Annotated in this window: 18 protein-coding genes; 12 read left to right on the forward strand and 6 right to left on the reverse strand. The window is 63.0% G+C overall.

All coding sequences use genetic code 11. The features are described from left to right. Positions 1 to 15 precede the first annotated feature (15 nt). From EA472_RS18330 to EA472_RS18365, 8 genes are all read left to right on the forward strand, one after another. Positions 16 to 264: a BolA family protein gene (locus EA472_RS18330; protein WP_124192959.1), complete on the forward strand. Its 249-nt coding sequence runs from the start codon at positions 16 to 18 to the stop codon at positions 262 to 264. A gap of 200 nt (positions 265 to 464) precedes the next feature. Then, positions 465 to 926, forward strand: coding sequence for a PH domain-containing protein (locus EA472_RS18335; RefSeq protein ID WP_124192960.1), 462 nt, complete (start codon positions 465 to 467; stop codon positions 924 to 926). A 1-nt stretch (position 927) separates the two neighbouring features. Beyond that, positions 928 to 2,598 carry a PH domain-containing protein gene (locus EA472_RS18340; protein WP_124192961.1) on the forward strand — a complete coding sequence of 557 codons (1,671 nt, stop codon included), beginning with the start codon at positions 928 to 930 and terminating at the stop codon, positions 2,596 to 2,598. An 83-nt stretch (positions 2,599 to 2,681) separates the two neighbouring features. Beyond that, entirely contained in the window at positions 2,682 to 4,097 is a 1,416-nt protein-coding gene (locus EA472_RS18345; protein ID WP_124192962.1) for a class II fumarate hydratase, read from the forward strand. 165 nt (positions 4,098 to 4,262) lie between these two features. After that, positions 4,263 to 4,496 carry a transcriptional regulator gene (locus EA472_RS18350; protein ID WP_124192963.1) on the forward strand — a complete coding sequence of 78 codons (234 nt, stop codon included), beginning with the start codon at positions 4,263 to 4,265 and terminating at the stop codon, positions 4,494 to 4,496. Positions 4,497 to 4,594: 98 nt separating this feature from the next. Next, positions 4,595 to 5,071: a DUF4395 domain-containing protein gene (locus tag EA472_RS18355; RefSeq protein WP_124192964.1), complete on the forward strand. Its 477-nt coding sequence runs from the start codon at positions 4,595 to 4,597 to the stop codon at positions 5,069 to 5,071. Positions 5,072 to 5,758: 687 nt separating this feature from the next. Next, positions 5,759 to 6,169: a DUF5805 domain-containing protein gene (locus EA472_RS18360; RefSeq protein ID WP_124192965.1), complete on the forward strand. Its 411-nt coding sequence runs from the start codon at positions 5,759 to 5,761 to the stop codon at positions 6,167 to 6,169. Then, on the forward strand, positions 6,159 to 7,196 hold the full coding sequence (locus EA472_RS18365; protein ID WP_124192966.1) for a tyrosine-type recombinase/integrase: 1,038 nt from the start codon (positions 6,159 to 6,161) through the stop codon (positions 7,194 to 7,196). Before EA472_RS18360 ends, EA472_RS18365 begins: the two co-directional genes overlap by 11 nt. A 267-nt stretch (positions 7,197 to 7,463) precedes the next feature. Here the strand turns inward: EA472_RS18365 and EA472_RS18370 are convergent, their stop codons facing one another. The 5 genes from EA472_RS18370 to dph2 form a co-directional block, all read right to left on the reverse strand. Further along, positions 7,464 to 8,390 (reverse strand): hypothetical protein, encoded by a 927-nt coding sequence (locus EA472_RS18370; protein ID WP_124192967.1) that lies wholly within the window; start codon positions 8,388 to 8,390, stop codon positions 7,464 to 7,466. Between the two features lie 54 nt (positions 8,391 to 8,444). After that, positions 8,445 to 10,316, reverse strand: coding sequence for an AAA family ATPase (locus tag EA472_RS18375; RefSeq protein ID WP_124192968.1), 1,872 nt, complete (start codon positions 10,314 to 10,316; stop codon positions 8,445 to 8,447). 79 nt (positions 10,317 to 10,395) lie between these two features. Beyond that, positions 10,396 to 11,238, reverse strand: coding sequence for an MBL fold metallo-hydrolase (locus tag EA472_RS18380; RefSeq protein ID WP_124192969.1), 843 nt, complete (start codon positions 11,236 to 11,238; stop codon positions 10,396 to 10,398). A 206-nt stretch (positions 11,239 to 11,444) separates the two neighbouring features. Then, positions 11,445 to 12,158, reverse strand: a complete 714-nt coding sequence (locus EA472_RS18385) for a DUF7344 domain-containing protein (protein WP_124192970.1) — start codon at positions 12,156 to 12,158, stop codon at positions 11,445 to 11,447. Positions 12,159 to 12,503: 345 nt separating this feature from the next. Then, the gene (dph2, locus tag EA472_RS18390) at positions 12,504 to 13,553 is read right to left on the reverse strand and encodes a diphthamide biosynthesis enzyme Dph2 (RefSeq protein ID WP_124192971.1); all 1,050 of its coding nucleotides are present in this window, start codon (positions 13,551 to 13,553) and stop codon (positions 12,504 to 12,506) included. Positions 13,554 to 13,761: 208 nt separating this feature from the next. Here dph2 and EA472_RS18395 point away from each other — a divergent pair, with 208 nt between their 5' ends. After that, positions 13,762 to 14,664, forward strand: coding sequence for a DUF7139 domain-containing protein (locus tag EA472_RS18395; RefSeq protein WP_124192972.1), 903 nt, complete (start codon positions 13,762 to 13,764; stop codon positions 14,662 to 14,664). A 97-nt stretch (positions 14,665 to 14,761) separates the two neighbouring features. Then, positions 14,762 to 15,790: a hypothetical protein gene (locus EA472_RS18400; protein WP_124192973.1), complete on the forward strand. Its 1,029-nt coding sequence runs from the start codon at positions 14,762 to 14,764 to the stop codon at positions 15,788 to 15,790. Between the two features lie 318 nt (positions 15,791 to 16,108). On the opposite strand, the gene EA472_RS18405 is transcribed toward EA472_RS18400, so the two are convergent. Continuing rightward, on the reverse strand, positions 16,109 to 16,279 hold the full coding sequence (locus EA472_RS18405) for a zf-TFIIB domain-containing protein (RefSeq protein WP_124192974.1): 171 nt from the start codon (positions 16,277 to 16,279) through the stop codon (positions 16,109 to 16,111). 162 nt (positions 16,280 to 16,441) lie between these two features. Between EA472_RS18405 and EA472_RS18410 the strand changes: the two genes are divergently transcribed. Next, on the forward strand, positions 16,442 to 16,843 hold the full coding sequence (locus EA472_RS18410; RefSeq protein ID WP_124192975.1) for a hypothetical protein: 402 nt from the start codon (positions 16,442 to 16,444) through the stop codon (positions 16,841 to 16,843). An 8-nt stretch (positions 16,844 to 16,851) separates the two neighbouring features. After that, complete coding sequence (locus EA472_RS18415; RefSeq protein ID WP_124192976.1) at positions 16,852 to 17,490, forward strand: METTL5 family protein; 639 nt, start codon at positions 16,852 to 16,854, stop codon at positions 17,488 to 17,490. Positions 17,491 to 17,633: the final 143 nt, after the last annotated feature.

Below are 17,633 nucleotides of genomic sequence, written 5' to 3' on the forward strand. Positions count from 1 at the left end.
CCCCATCTCGCGAGTATGAAACCCGAGGACGTCGAGGAACTCATCGAATCGAAGCTCGAGGACGCCGAGGCGACCGTCACGCACGCGCGCGACGAACACGACGACGATCACCTGGCGGCGACGGTCGTCTCCCCGTCGTTCGACGGGCTCTCGCTGGTCCAGCAACACCAGCTGGTGTACGACGCCCTCGACGAGCACATGACGACCGACATCCACGCCCTCGAGCTGTCGACGTACACGCCGGCGGAGTACGAGGACGCTTAGCGGCCGATTCGGGAATCGGTCCGATCCGACGGACTCTCGAGGGCGCACCGCTAGCCCGTCGTCCTCGTTCGTGCCGCCGTCCGTCGGTATCGGTACGACCGCACAGCGTTCACGGTTACAGCGCCACACAGTTTCAGCGGCCCCTATCACACGATGATCGGAACCGCAGGTTTATCCTTCACTGCTGATACGATACTGGTATGGAATCGCTTCACCCTCGAATCAGAGTGCTCTGGATCGGTCAGTGGGCGATCACGGCGATCGTGCTGGGTACGATTGCGCTCGTCGCCGATCGGTTGTTCGTCGACGTGCCAACGGCTCTGCAGGGGGGGATCGTCGTGGTCGGTTTCGTACTCGGGACCGTCTACGCGCTTCGTCTCTACCAGATCTGGAGGTTCGAGCTACAGTCCGACGCGCTGTATCTCGAACGCGGCGTCGTCACCTTCGTCGAGACGGCCGTTCCGTTCGTTCGCGTCCAGCACGTCGACACGCAGTTCGGACCGATCGAACGTGCGCTCGGGCTCTCGAGCGTCGTCGTCTACACGGCCGGCTCTCGAAACGCCGACGTTCGGATCCCTGGTCTGACGCCGGATCGCGCCCGCGAGTTACAGGACACGCTTCGGGACCTCGCCGTCGAGAGCGAGGCGGACGACGCCGTCTAACATGAACCGTCTCCACCCATTCAGCGCGGTGACGATGGCGATTCAGCAGGCGATCACCGGCTTTACCCTCCCGTTTTTCCTGGTGATCTTCCTCTCGAGCGTCACCGACGTCGTCACCACCACCTGGGCGTTTGTGCTGGCTCCGGCCGGCCTCGTCCTCGGCGTCGCGTACGCGCTCGCGTACTACTATCGGTTCGAGTACGGAATGACGTCGGACACGTTCGACGTTCAGTCGGGCGTGTTTTCCCGACGATCGCGCGAGATCCCGTACGGGCGCATTCAGAACGTCGACATCGCTCGCGGGGTCGTCCAGCGCCTGCTCGGCCTCGCCGTCGTCTCGATCGAAACCGCCGGCGGCGGAAGCACCGAAGCAGCGCTGCGATTCGTCAGCGAGGGGGAGGCGAACCGCCTCCAGCGCCAGATTCGCAAGCGAACTGCCGAGGTGAAAGGCCGACAGCGCGAGCCCAGACCGAGTGCGGCCGACGAATCGACGACGACCGACGAGGAGCCGGTGGAACCGCGTCCCGACAAGCCGACGTCGCCTCGAGGCGCCGATCGGGGGCGTGAAGTGGCCGACGAGATCGGACCGGCGGAGTCGAGTGAAGCGTCCGGATACGAGGTCGACCGCCGCCGCGAGCAACGCCTGTTCGACCTCAGATCGCGGGAGCTGTTGCTCTATGCGTTCACCTCGTTTCGACCCGCGGCGGTCGCCGCGGTGTTGTTCCTGTTCTTTCTCGCGACCGATACGATCCTCGAGTACTTCGTCGCGATCGCACAGCCCGTCGGCGGTCCGGAGGACCTCGAAACCGGAACGACTGGAAGTTACGGCGTCTTGACCCTGGTGTCGTTCGTCAACGGCCTCGTCATCACCTACCTGCTGAGCGTCGCGTATACGTTCGCGACGTACTTCGGATTCCGGCTTAGCCGTGCCGACGAGGACTTCGTCTACGAGCGCGGGTTGCTCCAGCGATACAGCGGATCGATTCCCGCCGAAAAAGTTCAATCGGTGACCGTCACCGACAATCCGGCACAGCGGCTCATCGGCTACGCCGGCCTGTGGGTCGAGACGGCCGGGTACGGTCCGGACAGTAGCGCCGGAAGCCAGTCGGCCGTTCCGCTCGCCAAACGCCGGCGCGTCTACACCTTCACGGAGAACCTGACCGACGTCGAACGTCCCAGGTTCCACCGACCGCCGACGATCGCGCGGCGTCGGTACCTGGTTCGGTACTCCCTGATCGCTCTCGCGATCGTCGCCGTTGCGTTCGCCGTGACGCGCGTCACCGTCCTCGAGCGGTGGTACCTGGCCGTCGCGGTTTTCACCGCCGTTCCGCCGGCGGCCCACCTGCGCTACGTCAATCTCGGTTACTTCGTCGGCGAGGATCACCTCGTGATCAGACGCGGCTTCTGGCGACGACGAACGACGGTTGTTCCCTACTACCGGATCCAGACCGTCTCAACGCGCCGTTCGATCTTTCAGCGCCGCCTCGGGCTCGCGTCGCTGCTGGTCGACACTGCGAGCTCCCGAACGTTCTCCCAGGCGACGCCGACGATTTACGACGTCGACCTCGAGGACGCACGCGACGTCCACGAGACCGGCCGAAAACGACTCCAGTCGGCCCTTCGCGAACGGGCTCGGTCGGACGACCCCGGATTCTCGGTCGATTTCACCTGACGCCACCCGGACGATTTCCCGGCGTTCACCGTGCGCTCGTTCGATTCGGTGGATTTTACCCCGCCCGACGTGAGAGCCCGGATATGGGAGCAGAAGACGAGCACCGAATCGAGGAGGACAGTCTCGGGGAGATGCGAGTTCCGGCGGACGCCTACTGGGGGGCCCAGACCCAGCGCGCCATCGAGAACTTCCCCATCTCCGGCGTGACGTTCGGCCGGCGGTTCGTCCGCGCGCTGGGCGTCGTCAAGAAGGCCGCCGCGCAGGCCAACCGTGATCTCGAGTTGATCGACGAGGAGGTCGCGGAGGCGATCATCGAGGCCGCCGACGAGGTCATCGCAGGCGAGCACGACGCCCAGTTCCCGGTCGACGTCTTCCAGACCGGCTCCGGAACGTCTTCGAACATGAACGCGAACGAGGTCATCGCCAACCGCGCCGCCGAGATTACGGGAGCGGAGGTCGGCGACCGCGTCGTCCATCCCAACGACCACGTCAACTACGGCCAGTCGAGCAACGACGTCATCCCGACGGCGATGCACGTCGCTTCGCTCGAAGCCGTCGAGAAGGACGTCATTCCCGCCCTCGACACCCTTCGCGAAACGCTCGAGGAGAAGGAAGCGGAGTTCGACGACGTCGTCAAGACCGGACGCACACACCTCCAGGACGCGACGCCGGTGACGCTCGGCCAGGAGTTCGGCGGCTACCGAACCCAGATCGAGAAGGGGCTCGGGCGGGTCGACAACGTCCGGGAACACCTCGCCGAACTCGCACTCGGCGGGACCGCGACCGGAACCGGACTGAACACCCACCCCGAGTTCCCGGGACGGGCCGCCGAGTACATCACCAAAGAGACTGGCGTCCAGTTCCGCGAGGCCGACGACCACTTCGAGGCCCAGGCCGCCCACGACGCGATGTCGGAAGCCCACGGCGCGCTTCGGGTCGTCGCCGGCTCGCTCAACAAGATCGCAAGCGACCTCCGACTGCTCGCGTCGGGTCCGCGAAACGGGCTCGGTGAGATCGAACAGCCCCAGAACCAGCCCGGTTCGTCGATCATGCCCGGCAAGATCAACCCGGTCGTCGCGGAGGCCGTCAACCAGGTCCACAAGCAGGTCGTCGGCAACGACGCCGCCGTCTCCGCCGGCGCCGCCGAGGGACAGATCGACCTGAACCTCTACAAACCGCTGCTCGCGCACAACTTCCTGCAGTCGGCCGAAATCGTCGCGAACGCGAGTACCGTCTTCGCTGATCGGTTCGTTCGACCGCTCGAGGCTAACCGTGAACACTGTGCGGACGCGGTCGAACAGTCGATGGCGCTTGCGACCCCGCTCAACGTTCACATCGGCTACGACAAAGCGAGCGAAGTGGCGAAAATCGCCACAGAGGAGGGAAAGACGATCCGTGAGGTCGCCCTCGAGAAAGGATATCTCGACGAGGACGAAGCCGACGAGGTGCTCGATCCCGCGAAGATGACTGAACGAGGAATACTCGGACAGGATACCTGATCTGACGGAAAACAGTGTACTCGATTCCGAGTATACGGTTCGATTGATCGGTCTTTTTTCCCTGTCGGTTCGATACAAATCGGCGTATTGAGGCCGAATCACGGTCGAATTGGGCGTAATAAAAGAACCCAAGCAGTTTTGGGGAACGCTCGCGTCTGACGAAATATGCACACTTGTCGCAACTGCAACCAGTCGTTCCAGACCGAGCTAGCGCTGGAACTTCACCGGGATACGTGCACGAAAGGACAGTTATTCTGCCAGGTCTGTGGAGACCGATTCCGCGAGCGTGACGCGACCCAGGACGGGTGGCACTACGAGTGTCCGAGCGACGACTGCACCGGCGACGGGTTACAGGAGGATCTGTATCGAGTCGAAGACGTCCGGACGACGACGCACTGACCGCATAACCAACATCTCGTCTCTTTCATCGGCTTTCGGTACCGTCACCGATTCTAACCAGCGGTGGACTCAACTGACTCCGAGCGTTAGATCCGGCCGTGTCGACCGACCGCGATCGACAGCCGCCGAGCGCTAACCGTTCCTCGAGCGACTCCGCCGTCGATCCCCGAGCGCCGCGATTCGGCCAGTCGATCACCGGCGCGCTCTTGCTGGCCGGCGCGGCGTTACGAGAGCCGCTGCTCATATACGCGGTCGCGGTCATCCTCGGTGTCGCGGTCCTCTCGCGGTCGCGACTCGATCCGTACCAACTGCTCTGGCGATCGGTACTGAGACGGATCGTCGGCCGACCGAACGAGACGGAGCCCGCTGCTCCGCACCGCTTTGCGAAGTTGCTCGGGGCCGTGGGTGCCGTCGCCTCGTCGCTGCTGTTACTCGCCGGAGTGACGTCCGTCGGATACGCGATCGCCGCGCTCGTCGGAGTACTCGCGGCACTCGCGGCGACGACCGGATTCTGTCTGGGCTGTCGGATGTATCGCCAGGTTTCGTTCTTGCGATCTCGAGGTGTTCTGGGGTAAGTTTGGTCCGATTCGACCACGACCGTTGAATATAGCAATCTGTGGTTTATACTGCGTATTTCGGTTCGGTCCACGAACTGTTCGGCCCACGGTTTAGGCGGCCGGATCGACGTCAGGCACGCAGTTCACACGCTGAGTCCTCGAGGACTACTCGAGTTCGAGACGGCTGGCGACCGCGTGACAGTCGAGTCGATCGGTGCGATTTCGAGCCGATTCGTCCGATCGGCGGTGTGCGGTGCGAGAGCGCGTGCGGTCGCTGTCCGCGTCGCTCCGATCTGTCGATCCGCCGTTGCAATTCGTGCAGTCGACAGACGCGACGACGCGTCGAAACTTGCCGCGCGATCGAGCCCGATTCGCTATGACGTCGGCGGGGGTCGAACGGCCGTGGGCTGGGCTGTGGGTAGCAACCCGAAGCGATTGCGGAGACGGAACGGGCGGTCATCCACCCGATTCGAACGACTGACACGTCCTCGAGCGTTGCCGGCCCGGACCTGAGTCGACCAACTATATATTGAATCGTGTGACCATACGCCTGTAGAGTAGTATCTCAACTTGTAGCACGTTTATATCTATAATATCAATATTTAGGACCAGTTTTCCTGCTATATCAGGCCTAAAAGTTTTGATAAGGTCACTTAGACTCACTGATGGGGTAGGTTAAAGGTCTCCGAGTTTGATGGGTGTGATATGAAACCCGGTGCGGATACGTCTCGAAAATCCGTCAAAACCTACGTGCCCGCCTACCAGAAAGACGAGTGGCAAGCACACGCGAAGGAACTCGAGATGAGTCAGAGCGAGTTCGTCCGGACGATGGTACAGGCCGGACGAAAGGGGTTCGATCCCGACCGCGAGGAACCCGACTCTCCGGACGCTACCCCTGGGGGTAACGCCCTCGAAACGCGTGTCCTCGAGTTACTGTCCGATGACACGTACTCCTGGGACGAACTGCTCGACGCGGTCAGCGACGACATCGAGTCGCGACTCGACGAGACCCTCGAGGAACTCCAGGCGACGGATCGAATTCGATACAGCGGCCGCCACGGAGGATACGTGGTCGTGGACGACGCCGAAACAGCAAGTGGTGACGATGGCGACTGAATCGACGCCGGAAGCGCTCGAGGATCCGATCGGGTACTTCCTCGACGATCAGCGCTATCACGGCAAGAGCGATCGGACGCTCGAGGCGTACCGTCGGGTGCTCCGGGAGTTCGAACGGTTCGTTCGCGAGGAGTTCGGCGTCGAGGCGATGGGCGAGGCCACCAGACGTGAGTGTATGGCCTGGATACACTCGCTGCGTGGCGGATACGAGTCGAGTACGATCGCGACGTACGCGTCGTATCTCAACCGATTCTACGACTACATGAACCGAATCGGGACGTTCGACGAGAATCCGATGGCGCTCGTAATGGAGGAACTGTCGGAGTCGATCGACTCGAATCCGACCCGGCGGGACGTTTCGATCGCCGAGATGCGGTCGTTCGTCGATTCGATCGGCCACCCGCTCGAGCGCGGGCTCGTCGTCACGCTGTTGAAGACGGGGATGCGCGTCGGCGAGCTCTGTAACCTGGACCTGCGCGACCTGCGCGTCGCAGGCGACGGACTGGATCTCGAGTGGACGCCACGGGTCGAACTGGATCGACGGCCGTCGTCGCTGTTCGTCTCCGCGGAGCCTGCTCGGGGGACGCGGGTCAACGGCGAAGAACGAACCGCCTCGAACAAGCGAAAGCGAAATACGGTCGTCCCCGTCGACGAGGAGCTCCGGACGGCGCTATCCGAGTGGCTCGCGATCCGTCCCGATCCGATCTCGCCTGCGGATCCGCTCTTTCTGGACACCGGACAGGACTGGGGGCGACGGCTGGCCCCGTCGGACGTCAGGTACGTCGTCGAAAAGCACGCTCGAGAGCGCGGCTGGTATCGAACCGGTGGCGGAACGACCGAAAACGTCACGCCCCACTACTTTCGACACTTCTTCACGACGCACCTGCGGGATCGGACCGGCGACCGCGGAATCGTCCAGTACCTCCGGGGCGACGTCGCGAGCGACGTGATCGACACGTACACGCACGACTGGGGCGACCGCGTCCGGGAGACGTACCTCGAGCACATCTACTCTGTGACGGCGTGACGGTTCGTAGCCAGTATCGGTAATCGAACCCATCTTGCGTTAGCAGGTGTAGACGAGACGAATAAATCGTATGTGGCTATACGGACTGTCCGGATCCGATCGGTTGGAAGATCCCACCGCTGAACGGCCACTCGGGGTGGGAAGCGCTCCTCTCGAACGCCCGTCAGGAACGACTTTTGCGGACTCATACGGTTTACTGTAAGTCAGTACCGGCGCACCTGCGACCCGGACGGCGGGTGCGCCGGTAAATCGGTACAGCAATCCGTATCAAGAACTGACGGCGAGTTCCGTCTCGAGGTCGGGACCGTTCAGCAGGGACCGAACGGCGCGGATCGCGTCGGTGAGCTCCGGACTCGTCTCGAGCAACACGGTCTCGCTGGGAAAGAGCTGTTCGCCCAGCAGGAGGCCGTGTTCGCGTGCGGTCGATCCGGTCACCGTCAGGTAGACGCCAAGTCCCGCGTCGGCGATCGCCGCCTCTTCCTCGCGGCCGTCGTCGGGGTAGGCGAACTCGACTCCGTCGAGGGTCCGCGTTCCCAGCACGGCGCGCACCAGCCGCTCGTAGCGTGGTTCGATACACAGCGGTCCCTCGTAGCCCTCGAGAAACTCCCGATCGATCGAGGCCGCAGACGGCGCGACCTCGGGGGTCGCCATCAGCGTGTGGTAGACGGTATCACCGAGGCCGGTTACGACCCGGACGTCGGTGTCCGCCGGATCGATCCGCGCGTTGACGTCCTCGATGCGATCCAGCGGCTCCGGGCGGAGTTCGACGACCTCCTCGAGGACCAGATCCGCGCTGTCGAACCCGAGCGCGAACTCGTGGGTCCGAAGCGCCCGGAAGGGTTCCTCGCGACCGACGAGCTGAATCCGCGTTCCGTCGGGAACGCCGTCGACGCCCTCGAGCGGTATCGTGACGCTGTCGAAGACGATCCGGCGCGGTTTGCCCTTCCGGTCGTCGCGAACCAGCGTGAACTCGGGTTCGGTCGCGTCGGAAACGGTGCTGTAGTCTGCGAGACGATGGTAGACGTTTCCCTCGGTCGACTCCAGAGTGCCTTTCGTGAGCGCCTTTTCGTGACGCAGCGTCGACGTAATGTCGTCCGCGAGTTCCGAGATACCGACTCGGCGTGCGAGTCGATCGAGTACGGACTCGAGCGGGCGACCCTTTCGAGGAACGGCGATCGGTATCGTCTCGCCCATCGCTGTACGCTCGACCGGGGACGGATAAACGAGTTGCGTTTTCCTCGGTGACGATCAGCTATCGGAGAACATCGACCCGAGCTGCTCGCGCCAGTCCTGAATGTCCGTTACCTCTTCGCGGACGTCGTCGAGGTCGCTCTCGAGTGTCGACAGGTCGCCGCCGATTTCGTCGACCTCAGACTCGACGCTCGAGAGGTCGTCTTCGAGATCGTCGACGTCGTCGTCGAGCGTCTCGACCGATTCGGAGAGTTCGCCGAGATCCCGCTCGACGTTCGATACGTCGTCTTCGACTGCGGAGACGTCGCCTTCGACCGATCCGAGATCGTCCTCGAGACCGCCGACGGACTCTTCGACGGACTCGAGACCGCCCTCGAGGGCGTCCACGTCGCTTTCGACCGTGGAGACGTCGCCGTCAACTTCCTCGAGTCCGGCTTCGATCGAATCGGTTCGGTCGGTCAGTTCGTCTACGTCCTCGGCGAGGTCCGTTAGGTCGGAGACGTCGTTTTCGAGATCCGTCGTCCACTCGGTCAGCGTATCGACGTCTGACTCGAACTCGTCGAGTCGTTCCGCCATCGTCCCGAGTTCGTCGTCGAACTCCGCGACGTCTCGTTTCAGCGTTTCGATGACCTGTTTGCCGGTTCCGTGTTCGCCGATGAACTCCTCGAGCGAACTGGTGTAGGCGGCGACTTCCTCCACGCGGGACTGGAGGTGGTTGAGCTTCACTTGATCGAGATTCGACGGACCGATCTCGAGTTCCGATCGCAGCGTCTCGAGGTCGTCGTCGTCGATTTCGCCGGTGCGAATCTCCGACGCGAGTCGCGCACCGAGCGTCTCGGTCGAGACCGGGTCCGAAACCGGCGCGTCGGATTCGTCGGGGTCGACGCCGACCGCTTCCGGCTCGGCGTCCGCGTCGACGGCGTCTTCGGTCGCTTCGCTCTCGGTTTCGACGACTTCGGCTTCGTTCTCGAGGGTGTCGTCCACGTCGTCAGCTTCTTCCTCGTCCTCGTCGAACGCGACGGCCCGCTCGTCCGATTCGGCACCGCTCTCGTCGGTCTGGACGTCGCCTTCGTCGGTCTGTGCGGCGTCGTCGTCGACGTCGCCGCTCTTTTCCTCCGATTCGGCGTCTTGGTCGGCGCTCTCGTCGAGATCGAGGTCAATAGCGGGCTCCGCCTCGTCGGTCTCGCTCGCCTCGTCTTCGTCGACGTCCAGGTCGAGGGAGATCTCCGGCTCGTCTTCGGATTCGTCGTCCAACTCCGGCTCCGGAATCTCTTCCTCGCCGAAATCCAGGTCGATGTCCGGGGCGTCGTCGTCCGCGTCGTCCTCGTCGGTCACGTCGACCGGCTCGGTGTCGACGTCGCCAAGATCGAGGTCGAGATCCTCAGCGCCTTCGTCGATCGAGTCGCCGTCGGCTTCGGCCTCGTTGCCCTCGCCCTCGAGGCCGGGAACGGATTCCGAATCGCCGCTGAGCATGTCTTTGACCGGCTGGTTGCGATCCTCGGAGACGATGCTGTCGATGACGCCGTCTTCGACCTCTTTTCGATCCGAACCGGCATCGTCCTCGGAACTCACCTCGACGATCGCCGGTTCGGTGAGAAACTTCGTCGCGGCCTCTTGATCGTCGATGCGGATTCCGTACACGGTAACGAGTCGATCGCCGGGATCGAGCGTTCCGGTGAACTCGACGTGGTTGTCCTGAAACGCCGTCCAGTCGTCGCTGTGGTAGTCCGGGTGGAATCCGACTTTGTCCATCGGGAACGACTCCGGAATGTCCTCGGAGAGTCGAAATTCAACCTGTTCGTCGCGGTCGGATTCGATCTCGAATCGGATCGCCGGTACCGGAAACTCGTCCGCCGTGAACGATTTCTGGACGGTCAAGCCGTCGTCGCTGACCTCGATCACGTCGTCCGTGTCGGCGGTAGTACTCATGCCGACAACGTTGCTTCACCATTACTATAAATGGTACGGACAGTATCAAATATGAATCATTACGCCCCGACGGAACGAATTACGCGACGTCGACCCGATCGCCGATTTCGACGATCTCGAGGCGGCGCGGGTACTCGAAGCTTCGTGCGTGGTGATGGAGCACCGTGGGATCCGACGTGAGTCCCCGCCACATGTCCCAGTGACTGGGGAGGAGTCGATCGACCTCGAGTGCGGCCGCCGCCTCGACGATCTGGTTCTCGTCGTTGTACCAGCGGGTTCGCTTCGGTTCGCGCGTCTCTCTGTCCGGGACCATCCCGACCGTCCCGAACGCGAGCACGCCGAGATCGATGTCGTACTCCCGGCCGATCCGTTCGAACTCGTCGCTCGGCTTCGAGTCGCCGGCGTGGAAGAACGTCCCGGCGTCGTGTTCGAGCACGTAACTCACCGGATGTGCCGCGTCCGGATCGTTCGCGTCCTCGACGTGGAGGGTGAACTCGCCGATCTCGAGGCTGTCGCCTTCGTTGATCTCGATGAACTGCTCGTCCGCGACGTCCCACGCGTCGGTCCATTCTTCGTCTTCGCGCGCGACCGCGAGGCTCTCGTCGGGTCCGTACAACGTTGCGTCGGTCCGTTCGAGAATCGGCGCCTGACTCGGTCCGTGGACGTGATCGGTGTGTTCGTGAGTCGCGAGGATCGCGTCCGCATCGGAGACGTCCTCGGGGTCGAACGGCACCGGAATCATGCGAACGGTTCGCGGCGGATCGCCGAGGCCAACGTACGGGTCGATGAACACCGTCGTCCCGTCTCGACCTTTAACCACGAATCCGTTGCAGCCGAGATACCAGATCGCGACGCCGTCGGGCGTCGCCGCTTCGACGTCGCGGACGAGCCAGTCTCCCCAATCGCTTCGGATTTGTGTCATACTGGTGGGTGTGCGGACCGAGGGCGTAAGTGTTGTCCTCTCGGCTGACCGGACGTGGAATCCGATGCGTGTCGCGCCGGACGAAGCTGAACGGGCTCACGTACCGGACGGCAGTCGGTGAACGCCGGGGTGGGTCCCGCGGCCAACTCGTGTGAGTGTCGGCCGTTCGAGTGCGGCCGATGTGCGAGCGGTTCACTTCAGCAGCATCAGGAGTGATGGGTGAGGAGTTCGACCTCGGCCGCATCGCAGACCGGCGTCCGTTCCAGTTCGAACTCGTCGTCCGAGTCGTCACAGGGTGCGGGGTAGCCCTCGTAGCCGACCCGGCTCGATTCGTGGTCGTACGCGAGGAGTCCGGCGTCGACCAGCGCAGGAAGGTGCACGTGCACGAGCGAGATCAGCACGTCGTCGACGCGACCGCTCGGAGCCGGGTGGACGTCCGAATCGCTCTCTCGAGCGACCGCTCTCGTCGAGAGGGGGCGGTGTCGTCGATTGAGAACCGACAGGACCGCGCGTCGACGGGGGTGATCGAGTGCGTCCAGCAACGCTTCGACGTCGTCTGATAGATCAGCCGAGAGGAGCGCGTTGCCCTCGTCGAACAGCCGGTGGTCGGCGGCAACGATCGAGTCGTCGTCGGTCCGCGAGAGCAATCCAGCGTCGGCGAGCGCCGGGACGTCGCGGTGGTGGAGCGCGACGAGCGTGTCGTGACGGTCCATTTCGGGATCCGTCTCCGTCGACTCTTCGCGTGTGCGGCGAAGCTTGTGGGCCAATTCGTCGAGTTCGATCCCGGCGGGGGAGTGCTCGCCCACGATTCGGAGCAGCGCTCGACGGCGAGGACACGAGAGAACCGAACCGAGCGAGCCGGAACTGCCGGTGACCTCCAGCGGATGCGACGGGACGGAGTCGATATCTGTGTTCGTCATCGATCGCTAGTCGGTCCTTACTGGGCAAAAGGGCTACTCCAAACGTATTTGGAAACAGACAATATTACATAAAACGTGAATGTGGGTCCTGATGGATTGTACTGGAAGGTTACTGGCGCGGTTAGATTATAGTTATCCAATCTTTAGCATCTATTACTCGAGGAGTATCAGCCGTTACTCGGTGTCCGTCGGTACCGGTCCAGCGGCCAATACGTCGTTGCTTGCGCGTGTGCGCGATGAAACATGTGATCGGTTCACCGTTTCAGAGGGAACGTGATCGATTCACCGGTGCAGGGAACGAGTCGCCGCTGAAGGCGGTGAGTCCACGCCGATCGGCCCGAGACGTCACCAGGTCCCGTGGAAGGTGTCGAACGAGAGGTTCTCGAGCGGTTCGTTGCCGACGGCGATTTCGTACTCGCCGGGCGTGAGCATCGGCTTGTGGAACCGCGGGCCGTCGTCGGTCGTGATCCGGGGACAGCCCGTGTTGACGAACGCGTCCATGTCGAAGTTGCGCAATCGATCGGGCGTCACTTCGTCCATCGTGATGAGGTAGGCGTCGTCGTTGTCCGCGAGAATTTCCTGGGCCTGCTCCCACCGACCCTGACCGATCTTGGTGCAGAAGATGACGCCCCACTTCTCGGCGTCCATCGCGCGGTGGACGGCGCCGTAGCGCTGTTTCAGGAACTTTTCGGTGTCGGCGACGGTGACGACGTTGTTGACCGGATCGGCGATGACGACGTGTTTGTCGGGGTGTTCCATCGCCAGGCCGAGCGGGTGGAACTTCCCGCCGCCGACGTAGAGCACCTGGTCGGCGGGCACGTCCGCGCTCGCGTAGTTACAGCCGAGAACCTGTCCCTCGTGAGTGAGTCGTTCGTCGCCGCGGCGGCTGTGAACCTCGTACCCCTCGTCCTCCAGGTACGTGCGCATCTCGTCGTACCGGTTCATGTGCTGGGCGGTCGTGACGAGGCCAACGCCGTCCGTTTCGCCCGGTGGCTCGAGCGTCTCGAGGGCCTCCTCCATGATGGGGAGAACGTCGACGTTCGAAAACAGTGGGACGTAAATCACCTTGTCGGTGTCTTTCATCGGCGAGTGGCCGAAGTGTACGAAGACGTCGGTGCGTTTCATCAGGTAGGTGTCGAGGTCGCACGCGCCGTAGCAGGGTTGACCCGAGAGCATGAACGTCACGTCGTCGTCGACGAGCTCACGCAGATCGTCGGCGACGGAGGGTCCGCGGCGCTTGAGTCCCTCGGGAAACTGCAATCCGACTTTCGTCGCGTTCGTCTCCTCGACGGCCTCGACGATCCGCTCGAGTTCGTAGTCCCACTCGCGGTCGTGTTTCAGTCGCATTCCCGTGTTGCGGAGGTCCCCCTGCGTGTACTCCGACTCCTGACTCATTGGCCGTCCTAACGACCACGGACGTATATACTGCACGCTGTCTCGAACCGAGAAGCCGCCGATCTCTCGAGCCGGCCGCCATCGCGGACGCGTCCGCTCCATCTCGACATTGGTCGACAGCTGTCCGCGAAAAGGAACGTTTCAGATCGTTCGGGGACGGATAATTTCAACCCAACAGTCATAGTACTGGAGTCTAAACGGGAAGCTAATGGCAGCGGAATCGTTCGAAAACGGATACCTCTTCGACCTCTATCGCCGGTACATCGGAGAACCGGAGGACCGAACCGACGTCTACCTCGGCTTCGGGCTGTTCCTCGGCGGAATCGGGCTCGCGGCGGTCGCGCTGGTGCTGTTTCTCTGGAGCGGCACCTTCGAGCCGCGCTCGTCGGCCCACATCGCGTGGGCGCAACCGGCGTACGCACTGGTCCTGGTGGCACTGCCCGCAATGATGCTCGGTATCGTCGTCTTACTGCCGTCGGAACGGCGCGTCCTGTACGCTTCGGTCGCCGGGACGGCCGTCACGCTCGTCGCGGTCGTCGGCTTTCTCTACGCCTATCCGTACGACTGGAACGGCTACGGAAACGACTACACCGCCCAGGTCGTCGGGGTGTACGCCGTCGGGCTCGCGGCGATCACCGCCTCGACTGGCGCAGCGCTCATCGGACACTACCTCGACATGGCTCGCGCGGCCGATCGAATCGACGGCGACGCGGATGACGACGAGGAGACGGAGTCGTACTCCGACGAGGAGATTCGCCGGGATATCGACGACGCGATGGACGGCGTCGAACTGTCGTGGGGCGGCGTCGAGAAGTCCGACCACAGCCGACTGCAGTTCTCCGGCGACGAGTTCGACGACGTCGACGTCGACGTCCAGGCAAAGACGACCCGGTCGTCGGGAGTCGACGCACAGGTCGCCGGCCTGAAGGGATTGAGGGGTGGCGAAACGAAGACGACGACCTCGAGTTCGACCGTCGACGACCAGACGGCGAAACTCCGGGAACTCCGGGAACAAAAGCGAGCCGAGGAGGCGAAATCGGCCGGCGCTCGATCCGAGTCGCCGCTGGCGTCGATCCGCGAGCGGTTGCGGTCGATACTCGGTCGCCGGTAATTCTTCATTACTGAAAAAAATATAATATTGTTCCCACGTCTTTTCAAATAGAATTTCGGTACATAGATTTATAATCCATCGGCATCCTTGGCCAACTATGGCCAAAGGCCTAGACGTCGGAACGATGAACATCCTGTCCGCACAACAGGATGGGAACGACACGGTTTTCGTGCAACAGCGTAACTCCTTCGTGGAGATCGAGTACTCGGATATGGCCGAGCAGATGCTCTCGCGAAGCGAAGTGCTTCACATTCGCAAAGACGACAAGGTGTACGTCGTCGGCGACGACGCGCTCAACTTTGCGAACATCTTCAACAAGGAAACCCGCCGGCCGATGAAACACGGGATCCTCTCGAACGACGAGAAGAGCGCGATCCCGATGATGAAACTCATCATCGAGCAGGTCGTCGGCGAACCGGCCTACCCCGACGAGAAACTCTACTTCTCGACGCCGGCGGATCCGATCGACTCGGATCTGTCGACGCTGTACCACCAGAAGACGATCGAGTCCTTCCTCGACGACATGGGCTACGACGCCGAACCGATCAACGAGGGGATGTCGGTCATCTACTCCGAACTCGCGGACAACAACTTCACCGGCCTCGGCATCAGTTTCGGCGCCGGGATGACGAACGTCTGTCTGGCGTACTACGCCGTTCCCGTCATGAAGTTTTCCGTCGCCCGCGGTGGCGACTGGGTCGACGAGCAGGCCGCCCGCGCGACCGGTACCCCGGTCGACAAGGTTACCTCGATCAAAGAGGATGACTTCGAACTCGACTTCACCACCGACGTCGGCGGCGTCGAAGGGGCGCTGTCGATCTACTACGAGAATCTGCTGGACTACGTCATCGAGAACATCGTCGACGAGGTCGACGAAGAGGACGTCGAGGAGGGTCTCGACGTTCCCGTCGTCGTCACGGGCGGTACCTCGAGCCCGAAGGGCTTCGAGGCGCTGTTCCGGGATCACCTCGAGGACGCGAACATTCCGTTCTCGATCAGCGGCGTCTCACACGCGAACGAGCCGCTGTACAGCGTCGCACGCGGCGGACTCGTCGCCGCGCGGTCGGACGAGGACGTCGAACACGAGGACGACGACGAGGCAGAGGCGGCCGCTGCGAGCGAGTAATCCGGCCGCACTCGGGCCGTTTTCGGGACGGATATCCGTCGGGGATCGCTCCCTGATCCGTAACGAGCGTCCCGCCGTCCGCGACGGGTGTGAATCCGACAACGGATACGACAATCCGTGTTCGACGCTCGGTCCGGGGCCTCCGCTCTGACTTTCCTCTCGCATTCGCGGACTCACCCCTTCCGCGTCGGCCCACGGTGCTCGTTCAGTTCTTTCATCAGGTCGTACTGTTCGCCATCGTCACACTCGACACCTCCGTGGGTCGATAACCGACTCCCCGAACGCGAGGAATCCTCGCCGTTCACGGAGGGGAGGACGTCATAACCGATAGAAGCGGTTGAACGCGTCCTGCCAGGATTCGGGTTCTTCTCCCCTGCTTTCGTGCTCGACGGGGATGTCCGCGTAGTCACAGTGCGGACAGGTGACGGTCGACACCTCCCCGAGCGACAGTTGCTCGAGCGAGCCCTGACACCGAGGACACTGGTCCATACCGTCGCTTCTCACGGATCCTCCTTAACTCTATTCGATCCTGTCGTGAAAACATACCGTTCGTGCGCGCGAGAATGCCCGCGAACGGTCCCTCGCTCCCCCCGAGTATTACTACTGAACATTTACAAAGGTTTTTGTATGCAACTCATGTATGTGGTTACAATGAGTACGACGCCGTCTCCAGATCCCGAACCGACGATCGAACGCTGTCGACCCGCGGACGTCACCCCGGTGATCCTCGAGGCCGCAGATCTCGAGTCGACCGCGCCCGAGTACCTGCGAGATCTCAAACGCGAACTCGCCGATTCGGAGCTGGTGCCCGCGCGCTTGCGCGTCGAGGCGTGTTTCGACGAGGACTGTTCGCTCGCGACCCAGGACGAGGTCGACCGAATCAGAGGGTACGTTCGCGCCGGCTCGTTTCTCGGCGTCGGCTCCGTTACGGTCTCGATCGACCGCGTCGAAAACGCAGAGAAGGTCCGCCCGGCGCTCGCGGCGTGTGCCGAGCGCGCGGAACGTGAGGGCCTCGTCTTCGACCTGGCTGGAGCCGTCGAATTCGAGCGCTGACGACAGCGATGGAGGCACCGTCGCGTCGTAGCCTCGCCCGGGCGCTCGAGTCGCTCGACGACTTCGCCGATCCGTCCGCGGAGCTCGAACAGTACCTCACACCGGCCGACCTCGCGGCCCACGTCTGTCACCTAGCGGGGTTGCAGGGCGACCTCGAGCGGCTCGTCGTCGATCTCGGTACCGGGACGGGCATGCTCGCGATCGCGGCGGCGCTTTCCGGAGCCGACTCCGTGGTCGGGATCGACGTCGATCGCGATGCGCTCGAACTGGCACGGGCCAACGCGGCGACGCTGGGTTCGGACCGCCGCCTGGATCGGTCGATCGACTGGATACGCGGCGACGTCACTCGACACCCGTTCTCCGGCATCGAGGCGACGGTCGTCTCCAACCCTCCCTTCGGCGCACAGCGGGGGAACCGTCACGCGGATCGGGCGTTTCTCGAGACCGCACGCGAGATCTCGACCGTCTCCTACACGGTTCACAACGAAGGGAGCGCCTCGTTCGTCGAATCGTTCGCCGGCGACGAGGGCGGCGACGTCACTCACGCCTTTCGAGCGGAGCTTCCGATCGATCGCCGGTTCGACTTCCACACGGATCGGACGGAGACGCTCGCGGCCGAGGTGTTCAGGATCGAGTGGTCGGCGTAGGTTCCGGATCGAGTGGTCGGCGTAGGTTCAGGATCGAGTGGTCGGCGTAGGTTCAGGATCGAGTGGTCGGCGTAGGTTCAGGATCGAGTGGTCGGCGTAGGTTCAGGATCGAGTGGTCGGCGTAGGTTCAGGATCGAGTGGTC

The organism is Natrarchaeobius oligotrophus, from assembly GCF_003841465.1.
Classification (GTDB): Archaea; Halobacteriota; Halobacteria; order Halobacteriales; family Natrialbaceae; genus Natrarchaeobius; species Natrarchaeobius oligotrophus.